Source organism: Amycolatopsis sp. NBC_00355 (genome assembly GCF_036104975.1).
Classification (GTDB): domain Bacteria; phylum Actinomycetota; class Actinomycetes; order Mycobacteriales; family Pseudonocardiaceae; genus Amycolatopsis.
The window spans coordinates 1,282,249-1,294,623 of sequence record NZ_CP107982.1; the positions used below are offsets into that span (position 1 = coordinate 1,282,249).

Sequence of the window (12,375 nt, forward strand, 5' to 3'; positions counted from 1 at the left end):
GTGCCTGACGAGCGTGCCGTTGCCCGTGCAGGTGCCGTCGCGGTCGTGGGCCTCGCCTGCCGGCTGCCGTCGGCCGACGGGCCCGGCGCGTTCTGGACGCTGCTGCGCGAAGGCGCCGACGGCACCACCGAAGTCCCGCCGGAACGCCGGTCCTCGGTGCCGCCGGAGACCCGCCGCGGCGGCTTCCTGTCCGATGTGGACACCTTCGACGCCGCCTTCTTCGGCGTGCCGGCGCGGGAAGCCGCGACGATGGACCCGCAGCAGCGCCTCGCCCTGGAACTGGGCTGGGAGGCCCTGGAGGACGCGCGGATCGTCCCCGCCCGCCTCGAAGGCAGCGCGACCGGCGTGTTCGTCGGGTCCAGCGCGGACGACTACGCGACGCTGCTCAAGCAGCGCGGCGCCGCCGCCATCGGGCACCACACGCTCACCGGCCAGAGCCGCGCCGTCGTCGCCAACCGCATCTCCTACACGTTCGGGCTGCGCGGGCCCAGCATGTCCGTCGACACCGGGCAGTCGTCCTCGCTCGTGGCCGTGCACCTCGCCTGCGAAGCCTTGCGCAGCGGCGAAGCGGACCTGGCGCTGGCCGGTGGCGTCCAGCTCAACCTCGCCCCGGAGAGCACTGTCGCCGCCGACCGGTTCGGCGGCCTCTCGCCCGACGGCCGTTGTTACACCTTCGACGAGCGCGCCAACGGCTACGTCCGCGGCGAGGGCGGCGGGTTCGTCGTCCTCAAGCCCCTGGCCGCGGCGCTGGCCGACGGCGACCGCATCCACTGCGTCATCGAGGGCGGCGCGGTCAACAACGACGGCTTCAGCGACACCCTCACCACCCCGAGCGCCCAGGCGCAGGAAGCCGTCGTGCGGGCCGCGCTGCGCCGCGCGGGCGTCCCGGCGGACGCGGTGCGCTACGTCGAACTGCACGGCACCGGCACCCGCGTCGGCGACCCCCTGGAAGCGGCCGCGCTCGGCGCGGTGTTCGCGCCCGGCCGGCCCGGCGACGACCCGCTGTGGGTCGGCTCGGTCAAGACGAACATCGGCCACCTCGAAGGCGCCGCGGGCATCGCCGGCCTGCTGAAGGTCGCGCTGTCCCTGGCCCACGGCGAGGTACCGCCCAGCCGCAACCACGAACACCCGAACCCGGCCATCCGGTTCGACGAGTGGCGCCTGCGCGTCACCTCCGACGTCGAATCGTGGCCCCAGGCGACGGCCTACGCCGGTGTTTCGTCCTTCGGCATGGGCGGCACGAACTGCCACCTCGTCCTGTCCGCCCCGCCGCAGCGGGTCGAGCCGACCGGACGCACCCGCACGGACGGCTCGGTCGTCCCGTGGGTCCTGTCCGCCCGCACGCCGGGCGGCCTGCGCGGCCAGGCGGCCGAGCTGAGCACCCTCGACGCGGCCCCGCTCGACGTCGCGCATTCCCTCGTCACCACGCGCAGCGCCTTCCCGCACCGCGCCGTCGTCCTGGCCGCCGACCGGGCCGCCGCCCTGGCCGCCCTCGCCGCCGGCGATCCGGCCGCCGACGTCGTCTCGGGCACGGCCACCGACGCTCCCCGCCTGGCCGTGCTCTTCCCCGGTCAAGGCGCCCAGCGGCCCGGCATGGGGCGTGACCTGTACACGCGGTTCCCCGTCTTCGCCGACGTGATCGACGCGATCTGCGCGCGCTGCGACACCGAACGCCCGCTGCGGGACGTCCTGTTCGCGGAGGAGGGCTCGGCCGAGGCCGCGGTGCTCGACGAGACCGGGCACACCCAGCCCGCGCTGTTCGCGTTCGAGGTCGCGCTGTACCGGCTGTTCGCGTCGTGGGGTGTCGCCCCGGCGTTCGTCGCCGGGCACTCGATCGGCGAGCTCGCCGCCGCGCACGTCGCCGGCGTCCTGTCGCTGGACGACGCCTGCATGCTGGTCACCGCCCGCGGCCGGCTGATGGGTTCGCTGCCCGCCGGCGGCGCGATGGTCTCGATCCGCGCCGCCGCCGAGGAGGTCGAGCCGCACCTGACCGGTGACGTCGTGCTGGCCGCGGTCAACGGGCCCGCGTCCGTCGTCGTCGCCGGGCCCGAGGAGCCGGTGCTCGCGCTGGCCGCGCGGTGCGAAGCCGACGGCCGCAAGGTGACGCGGCTGCCGGTGAGCCACGCGTTCCACTCGCCGCTGATGGACCCGATTCTGGCCGAGTACCGCGGCGTCGTCGACCAGCTCGACCTGCGGCCACCGACCCTGCCGGTCGTCTCGACCGTGACCGGCCGTCCGCTGAGCGCGGCGCAGCTGCAGTCGCCGGACTACTGGGTGCGGCAGGCGCGCGACACGGTCCGGTTCGCCGACGCCGTGACGACGTTGGGGCGCCAAGGCGTCACGGCGTTCCTCGAACTCGGCCCGGACGGCACGCTCACCTCGCTCGTGCGCGCGTCCCTCGACGGCCACGGCGCACCCGTCACCGTGCGGGCCTCGCTGTCCGGCCGCTCCGAGGAGCACGGCGTCGTCACGGCCCTGGCCGGGCTGTACGTGCACGGCATCGACGTCGGCTGGACCGCCGTGACCGGCGGCGGCGCGGTGCTGGACCTGCCGACCTACGCCTTCGACCGGGAGCGCCACTGGTTCGACACGCCCGAGCCCGCCCGGACCGCACCCGCGCCGCCGGCCGATCGCGACCTGCTGCGGCTCGTGCGCGGCGAGGCCGCCGCGGTCCTCGGCGTCACCGGCGGCGTCGACCCCGACACCTCCTTCCGCGAACTGGGCTTCGACTCGGCGATGAACGTCGACCTCGCGGTCCGCGTCGGCGCGGCCACCGGCCGGACGCTGGCCACGACCGAGGTCTTCGACCACCCCACGGCCCGCGACCTCGCCGGGTACCTGGCCGGCGTGCTGCCCGAAGCCGCCGCGCCCGCGCCGGCCACCGGGGGCGCGGCCGACCCGGTCGTCGTGGTCGGCATCGGCTGCCGGTACCCCGGCGGCGTCCGCTCGCCCGAAGACCTGTGGCGCCTCGTCGACGGCGAAGTCGACGCGATCGCGGCCATGCCGGGTGACCGCGGCTGGCCCGCCGCCGTCCTGGACACCGGCCGTCCCGGCGGTTTCCTCGATGACGTCGCCGGTTTCGACGCCGGCCTGTTCGGCATCTCGCCGCGCGAAGCGCAGTCGATGGAGCCGCAGCAGCGGCTGGTCCTCGAAGTCGCCTGGGAGGCCCTGGAACGCTCCGGCATCGCACCGCTGTCCCTGCGCGGTACGCCGACCGGGGTGTTCGTCGGCGCCACCGCGCAGGACTACGGCCCGAAACTCGCCGAAGCGACCGGCGACGCCGAGGGGTACGTCCTCACCGGCACCTCGCCGAGCCTGGTCTCCGGCCGGCTCGCGTACGTCCTGGGCACCGAAGGCCCCGCCGTGACGGTGGACACGGCGTGTTCGTCGTCGCTGGTCGCGCTGCACCTGGCCGTCCGGTCGGTGCTGTCCGGCGAGACGTCGCTGGCCATCGCGGGCGGCGTCACGGTGATGGCCGAACCCGGCATCTTCGTCGAGTTCGCCAAGCAGGGCGGGCTGTCCGAAGACGGCCGCTGCAAGGCGTTCGGCGACGGCGCCGACGGCACCGGCTGGGCCGAAGGCGTCGGCATGGTCGTCGTCGAACGGCTTTCCCGCGCCCGGGAGCTCGGCCACGACGTCCTCGCCGTGGTGCGCGGGTCGGCGGTCAACTCCGACGGCGCGTCCAACGGGCTCACCGCCCCGAACGGCCTCGCGCAGCAACGCGTGATCCGCCAGGCCCTCGGCGACGCCGGACTGGCTGCATCGGACGTAGACGTCCTCGAAGCCCACGGCACCGGCACCCGCCTCGGCGACCCGATCGAAGCCCGGGCCGCGCTGGCCACCTACGGCCAGGACCGCCCGCACCCCTTGATCCTCGGCTCGGTGAAGTCGAACATCGGGCACACCCAGGCCGCGGCCGGGGTGGCCGGCGTGATCAAGATGATCTTCGCGATGCGTCACGGAACGGTGCCGCGCACGCTGCACGCCGACGTCCCGTCGTCCCATGTGGACTGGACGGCCGGCGCGGTGGAGCTCGCGACGGCGGCCCGCGACTGGCCGGCGGGGGAGCGGCCGCGCCGCGCCGCGGTGTCGTCGTTCGGCATCAGCGGCACCAATGCCCACCTGATCCTGGAACAGGCGCCGGCTTTCGAGGTGAGTGAGCCCGCGCGCGACGTCGTCCCGGCCGTGGTGCCGTGGGTCGTGTCCGCGCAGTCCGACGACGCTCTCCACGTGGCCGTCGAGCAGCTGCGCGCGGTTGACGCGGATCCGGTCGACGTCGGCGCTTCGCTGATCACCACGCGGTCCTCGTTCGACCGGCGGGCCGTGCTGCTCGCCGGACCCGACGGCGTCGCCGAGGTCGCCCGCGGCACGGCGCCGCCGGTCGAACCGCTCGTCGCGGTGCTGTTCGCCGGCCAGGGCACCCAGCGCGTCGGCATGGGCGCCGGGCTCGCCGCCCGGTTCCCGGTGTTCGCCGCCGCGTACCAGGAGGTCATCGGCCACTTCGACGCCGCGATCGGCACCGACGACGCCGCCGTCCTGAACCGCACCGGCACCGCGCAGCCCGCGTTGTTCGCCCTTGAAGTCGCGTTGTTCCGCCTCGCCGAATCGCTCGGGGTGCGACCCGACCACGTCGCCGGCCACTCGATCGGCGAACTGGCGGCGGCGCACATTGCCGGTGTGCTGTCGCTGGCCGACGCGTGCACGCTGGTCGCCGCGCGCGGCCGGTTGATGGAGGCGCTGCCCGAGGGCGGCGCGATGGTCTCGCTGCGCGCGTCCGAGGACGAGGTCCGGCCGCTGCTGGCCGACGGCGTCACGATCGCCGCGATCAACGGCCCCACGTCGCTGGTGATCTCCGGCGTCACGGATGCGGTTCTGCAGGTTGCTTCGGCGTTCGAGGACACGCGGCGGCTTTCGGTGTCACACGCGTTCCACTCGCCGCTGATGGCCCCGATGCTCGACGACTTCCGCCGCGTCGCCGAAGGTCTGACGTTCCACGAGCCGTCGATCCCGGTCGTCTCGACGGTCACCGGCCGGATCGAAGCCGGGCTGACCGACCCCGGATACTGGGTCGAGCAGGTCGTCGCGACCGTGCGGTTCGCCGACGCCGTGACCACACTGCAGGCCGCGGGGACCGAGGCGTTCGTCGAGATCGGCCCGGACACCACGCTGTCGGGCATGATCGCGCGGGCCGTGCCCGGCGCGGCGACCGTGCCGCTGCTGCGCGCCGACCGCGCCGAGGAACCGGCCGTCGCCGCCGCACTCGGCCGGCTGCACCTGCTCGGCGTCCCCCTGGACTGGGACGCCTACTTCGCCGGCACCGGCGCGCGTCGCGTCGCGCTGCCGACGTACCCCTTCCAGCACGAGCGCTTCTGGGTCACCGCGCGTCCCGCCCCGGTGGAGCTGGGCCTGGACCGGCCCGGGCACCCCCTGCTCGGCGCGGCCGTCGAGCTGCCCGGCGACGACGGTTCGGTCTTCACCGGCCACCTGTCGCCGACGTCGCTGCCGTGGCCGGCCGGCCACGTCGTCGAAGAGCGGATCCTGTTCCCCGGCACCGGGTTCGTCGAGCTGGCGCTGCGCGCGGGCGTCGAACTGGGCTGCGGCGCGCTCACCGAGCTGACGGTCACCGCGCCCCTGCCCCTGGAACGCGACGGCGTGAGCATCCGGGTCCGCGTCGGCGGCGCCGACGCGGCGGGACGGCGTGAGGTCGCCATCCACTCGCGCACTCCCGGTGGATCGTGGACGCGTCACGCCACCGGCCGCCTGGCCCCTTCAGCTGCCGCGCCGGTCCTGACGTCGTCGGCCCCCGCGGCCGCGCCACTCGACGTCGAGGAGATGTACCGCACCCTGGCCGCGGCCGGCCTGGACTACGGCCCCGCGTTCCGCGGCGTCCAGGCGGCCTGGCACGAGGGCGACGACCTGTGCGCGGACCTGGCCCTGCCGTCCGCCGCCGGTGACGCCGAGGGCTACCTGCTGCACCCGGCGCTGTTCGACGCGGCGCTGCACCTGGTCCCGTTCCTGGGCCTGGACGCCGAACCACGCGCTCGCTTGCCGTTCGTGTGGTCGGACGTCGCACTGCACGCGGCGGGTGCGTCGGCGCTGCGGCTGCGGATCCGCCGCCTGGGCCCGGACACGGTGACGCTGTCGCTGACCGACGCCTCCGGCGCCCCGGTCGCGACGGTCGGGTCCCTGGTCCTGCGCCCCCCGGCCGACCCGGTGCCGGCGGGTCCGCCGCCGCTGCTGCGCGTGGAGTGGACGCCCAAGGACCTCGGCGCGCCGGCGGACCTGACGTGGGCTTCGGTGGGCCCGGACGACCTGGGTGCGCTGCTGCCGGGCCGCCGCGCGGTGCCCTCGGCGGCCGACGTGCTCGTGGTCCCGGTCCCGGACCCGGTCGGACTCCCGGTCCCGGACGGCATCCGCTTGGTGACGTCGGCGGTGCTGGGTCACCTGCGTGATCACTTGGAGGACGAAGCCCAGCTGGTCTTCGTGACCCGAGGCGGCCCGGCCGCGGCAGCCGCGGAAGGCTTGGTCCGCTCGGCCCAGGCGGAACGCCCGGGCCGGTTCTTCCTGCTGTCGCTGGAAGACACCGAGTCCGAAGTGGACGAGACGGTGGTGGCGGCGGCCCTGGCCGCGCTGCCGGAGTCGGGGGAGACCCAGGTCCGCGTGCGCGGAGGTCGGGTGGAGGTACCCCGGCTCGCCCCCATACCTGCGACCGGCCCGGCTGCGGTCGGCGCCGTCGCCGAACCGGCCGCGGCCGACGAATCTGCGACTGTCGCCGAACCGACCCCCGCAGAACCGGCCGCAGTCGGCTGGGGTGATGGGGCTGTTCTGATCACCGGCGGTACCGGCGGGCTCGGTGCTCACGTCGCCCGGCATCTCGTCACCCGCCACGGGGTCACCCGGCTCGTGCTCGCCGGTCGCCGCGGGGCCGACACTCCCGGCGTCGCCGACCTCGCCGCCGAACTCACCGAACACGGCGCCGACATCACCATCGCCGCTTGTGATGTCTCCGATCGCGGCGCGCTCCACGCTCTGCTCGCCCAGCACCCCGTCACCGGTGTCGTCCACGCCGCGGGTGTCCTCGACGACGGTGTCCTCGACGCCCTCACCCCCGAGCGCCTCGCCCGGGTCCTCGCGCCCAAGGTCGACGCCGCCTGGCACCTGCACGAACTCCTGCCGGGCCTCGCGAACTTCGTCGTCTTCACCTCCGTCTTCGGCGTGCTCGGCAACGGCGGCCAGGGCGCCTACACCGCGGCCAACGCGGCCCTCGACGAGCTCGTCCGCGTCCGCGTCGAAGCCGGGCTGCCCGGCCGGGCGGTCGCGTGGGGGCCGTGGGCGCAGCAGAGCGGCATGACCGGGACGTTGTCCGACACCGAACTGCGGCGGATGGCCCGCGCCGGCCTGCCGACGCACTCCGTCGAAGACGGCCTCGCCTGGTTCGACGCCGCGCTCGAAGGACAAGACCCGGTCGTCGTCGCCGCGCACCTCGATCGCGCCGCGCTGCGGGCCCTCGACTCCGTGCCGCCCGTCCTGCGCCGCCTGGTCCCGCCGCGCCCGCGCCGCGCCGCCGTCGCCACCGGGCAACCCGCGACCGACCTCGGCGCCGTCGTCGTCACCACCGTCGCGAACGTCCTCGGCCACGCCTCCCCGGCCGGCGTCGACCCGGCCCTGACCTTCCGCGAACTCGGCCTGGACTCCCTGACGTCGGTCGAACTCCGCAACCGCCTCGCCGAAACGACCGGACTGCGGCTGCCCGCCACCCTCGTGTTCGACCACCCGACCCCGGACGCCGTCAGCGCGTTCCTCAAGACCCTCGTCGAGGGCGACAGCCCGGCGCTCACCCGGACCACAATCGCCGCGCGCACCGACGATCCGATCGTCATCGTCGGCATGGCCTGCCGCTACCCGGGTGACGTGGCCACGCCGGACGAGCTGTGGGAGCTCCTCACCGAGGGCCGCGACGGGATCACCGGCTTCCCGTCCGACCGTGGCTGGCACGTCCCGGACGCGGACTTCACCCGCGCCGGCGGGTTCCTGCACGGCGCCGCCGAGTTCGACGCCGACTTCTTCGGCATCTCCCCGCGGGACGCGCTCAGCGCCGACCCGCAGCAGCGGCTCCTGCTGGAGACGTCGTGGGAGGCGTTCGAGCAGGCGGGCATCAACCCGTTGTCGCTCAAGGGATCCGACACCGGCGTGTTCGCCGGCGTGATGTACCACGACTACGCGGCCGTCGCCGCCGGGCAGGACCCGGACGCGCGCGGTTTCGACGTCAACGGCACCGCCGGCAGCGTCGCCTCGGGCCGCGTCTCCTACGCGCTCGGCCTGGAAGGCCCCGCGGTCACGGTCGACACGGCGTGTTCGTCGTCGCTGGTCGCGCTGCACTGGGCGTCGCAGGCGCTGCGGTCGGGGGAGTGCTCCCTCGCGCTGGCCGGCGGCGTGACGGTGATGTCCACCCCGGCCACTTTCCTCGACTTCGCGCGCCAAGGCGGCCTCGCCGGTGACGGGCGTTGCAAGTCCTTCTCCGACGACGCCGACGGCACCGGCTGGTCCGAGGGCGTCGGCCTCCTGGTCCTCGAGCGCCGGTCGGACGCCCTCCGCAACGGCCACCGCATCCTCGCCGTCGTGCGGGGGAGTGCGGTCAACCAGGACGGCGCCTCGAACGGTCTCACCGCGCCGAACGGTCCGTCGCAGCAGCGTGTCATCCGCCAGGCCCTCGCGAGCGCCAGACTGTCCACATCGGACGTCGACGTCGTCGAAGCCCACGGCACCGGCACCAAACTCGGCGATCCGATCGAGGCCCAGGCCCTGCTCGCCACCTACGGCCAGGACCGGGAAACCCCGCTGCTCCTGGGTTCCGTCAAGTCCAACATCGGCCACACCCAGGCCGCCGCCGGCGTCGCGGGCATCATCAAGATGATCCTCGCCATGCGCCACGGCGTCGTCCCGAAGTCGCTCTGGGCCGGGACCCCGTCGTCCCACGTCGAGTGGGACACCGGCGCGGTCGAGCTGCTCGCCGAGGCCCGCGACTGGCCGGACACCGGCCGGGCGCGCCGCGCCGGGATCTCGTCGTTCGGGATCAGCGGCACCAACGCCCACGTCGTCATCGAAGCCCCCGCGCCCGCGCGCACCCCCGAAGCGCGGCCGGCGCCGCCGGTCGTGCCGTGGGTGCTCTCGGCCCGCTCCGAAGCCGCTCTCGCCGCGCAGATCGAGCGGACGGCCGGGCTGGACCCGCTCGACGCCGGATACTCCCTGGTCACCACCCGCGCGACCTTCGCCCACCGAGCCGTCCTCCTCGCGACGCCGGACGGCGTGCGGGAGGCGGCCCGAGGACAAGCGGCTGCACCAAGCGTCGCCTTCCTGTTCACCGGCCAGGGCGCCCAGCGGCTCGGCATGGGTCGCGAGCTGGCGGAGGAATACCCGGTCTTCGCGCAGGCCCTCGATGAGGTCTTGACGCACTTCGACCCGGAACTGCGGGACGTCATCTGGGGCACGGATCCCGCCCTGATCGCCGAGACCGGAACCGCCCAGCCCGCGCTGTTCGCCATCGAAGTCGCGCTGGCCAAGCTCCTCAGCGCTTGGGGTGTGCGCCCCGATTACGTCGCCGGCCATTCGATCGGCGAGATCGCGGCCGCCCACATCGCCGGTGTCCTGTCCCTGGAAGACGCGTGCGCGCTGGTGTCGGCGCGTGGCCGCCTGATGCAGGCCCTGCCGCCGGGCGGTGCGATGGTCGCGGTGCGAGCGTCCGAAGAGGACGTGCGCGCGGCGCTCACCGACGGCGTCGACATCGCGGCGGTCAACGGCTCGCGTTCGGTCGTGCTGTCCGGCGTCGAGACCGCGGTGCTGGAGGTGGCGGCAAGGTTCGAGAAGACCACCCGACTCAAGGTGAGCCACGCCTTCCACTCGCACCTGATGGACCCGATGCTCGACGACTTCCGCACGGTCGTCGCCGAGCTGACCCTGAACGAGCCGCGGCTGCCGATCATCGCCGCCGGAGACGTGACGTCGCCGGAGTACTGGGTCGAGCACGTCCGCGCCACCGTCCGCTTCGGCGACACCCTCGCCCGGCTGGCCGACGCCGGGATCACCACGTACGTCGAGGTCGGGCCGGACGCCGTGCTGACCGGGATGGTCGACGCGGACGCCGTCGTCACGCCGGTGCTCCGCCGGGACCGTCCCGAGACCGTGGCGGTCCTCGAAGCCCTCGCCCGGGTGCACGTCGCCGGGACCACCGTCGACTGGGCCGGCTGGTTCGCCGGCCGCGGCGCGCGGGTCGTCGACCTGCCCACCTATCCCTTCCAGCGCAACCGGTTCTGGCCGACTGCCCGCGCCATCGGCGACCTCCGCGGCGCCGGCCTGGCCGCGGCGGGGCACCCGCTGCTGGGTGCGGCGCTCGACCTCGCCGACGACGGCGGGGTTGTGCTCACCGGCCTGCTCACCACCGCGACCCGGCCCTGGCTCGCCGACCACACCGTGCACGGCGATACCGTCCTGCCGGGCACCGCGTTCGTCGAACTCGCCCTCGCCGCGGGCGCCGACCTCGGCTGCGAGCGCGTCGAAGAACTCACCATCGAGGCCCCGCTGTACCTCGAGTCGAGCGGCCGGCAGCTCCAGCTGCGCGTCGGCGCCCCCGGTGACGCGGGTGCCCGCGAGTTCACGTTCTCCTCCCGGACGGACGGCAGCACCGACGACCCCTGGACCCGCCACGCCGCGGGCTGGCTCGTCCCGGACACTGCCGTGCCCGGCACGCCCGAGCCGTGGCCGCCCGCGGACGCCGAACCCCTCGACCTGACCGGCCTGACCGAACAGCTCGCCGCCGATGGCCTCGGGTACGGCCCGGCGTTCCCCGGCCCGTCCGCCGCCTGGCGCCGGGACGGTGAGCTCTTCGCCGAGGTCGCCCTCGCGAGTGCGGACCAGCCGGACGCCTACGGCCTGCACCCGGCTCTGTTCGACGCGACCCTGCGCGCCGTCTCCTTGCTGGGCAACGACTTCGCGGGCAGCGTCCCGTTCTCGTGGCACGGCGTGTCGCTGCACGCCACCGGTGCGTCCGCCCTGCGCGTCCGGCTCACCCCGGACGACGGCGGCGCGCTCCGCGTGGTCGCCGCCGACCCGTCGGGCGCCCCGGGCGCCCCGGTCGTCACCGTCGACCGCCTGACCCTGCGCCGCACCGGCCCGGCCGTCCGGACGCAGGCCCGGTCGCTGCTGCGGCTGGACTGGACGCCGATCGCGGTGACAGCGGCGGAACCGGTCTTCGAGACCGAGGACCCCGCGTCGCTGGCGGAGCCGCCGGAGTTCGTCGCCTGGCCGGTCGCCGGAGACCTGCGAGCCGTCCCGCTGTCCCTGCGCCGCGAGACCAGCCGTGTCCTGACGCAGCTGCAGCACTGGCTGACCCGCGACACCACGACCACGCTGGTCGTCGTGACGCGGGGCGCGCTGGACGGCACCGACCCGGTCGCCGCGGCCGCGGCCGGCCTCGTCCGCTCCGCCCAGGCCGAACACCCCGGCCGGTTCGTGCTCGTCGACACCGACGACTCCGCGCCGCTGACCACGGCCGTCGTGGCCACCGGCGAGCCGGTGCTCAAGATCACCGACGGCCGCATCCACGCCGCGCGGCTGGCCCGGATCACCGAAACCCCCGAAGAGATCGACGACGCGCGGGACGGCACCGTCCTGATCACCGGCGGCACCGGCGGCCTCGGCAGCGCGGTCGCGAAACACCTCGCCGCGCGCGGGCGCCGTGACCTGCTGCTGGTCAGCAGGTCCGGCCGGACCGCACCGGGCCTGCTCGACGAACTGGCCGCGCTGGACGCCCGGGTCGAGGTCGCCGCGTGCGACGTCGGCGACCGGGCCGCCGTCGAGCGCCTTCTGGACGGCCGGGAGATCACGGCCGTCGTGCACGCCGCCGGCGTCCTCGACGACGGCACCCTCGCCGCCCTCACCCCCGAACGCTTCGAGCAGGTCCTGCGGGCGAAGGCCGACGGCGCCTGGCACCTGCACGAGCTGACCACCGGCCGCGCCCTCACCGACTTCGTGCTGTTCTCCTCGGTCGTCGGCACGTTCGGCGGCGCGGGACAGGCGAACTACGCCGCCGCCAACGCCTTCCTCGACGCCCTGGCCCGCCGCCGGCACCGCGACGGCCTGCCCGCGCGCTCGCTCGGCTGGGGCCCGTGGGAGTCCGGCAGCGGCATGACGGCGACGCTCTCGGACACCGACCTGCGGCGCCTCGCCGAAGCGGGCATGCCGCCGGTGTCCACCGAGGACGGTCTCGCGCTGTTCGACGCCGCCCGCGGCAGCGCCGAACCCGCCGTCCTGCCCCTGCCGCTCGACCTGGCCGCCGTGCGGCGGCAGCCGGAGATCCCGCACGTGCTGCGCGGCCTCGTC

At 75.0% G+C, this 12,375-nt stretch carries 1 protein-coding gene (only partly in view); it reads left to right on the plus strand.

From position 1 onward, the window contains the following. Positions 1-12,375, plus strand: partial view of an SDR family NAD(P)-dependent oxidoreductase gene (locus OHS18_RS05075; RefSeq protein ID WP_328616118.1) — the 5' end (the start) only. 15,273 nt of this gene lie beyond the right edge of the window; the window shows 12,375 of its 27,648 coding nt (coding positions 1-12,375); it begins with the start codon at positions 1-3; its stop codon lies off the right edge, out of view.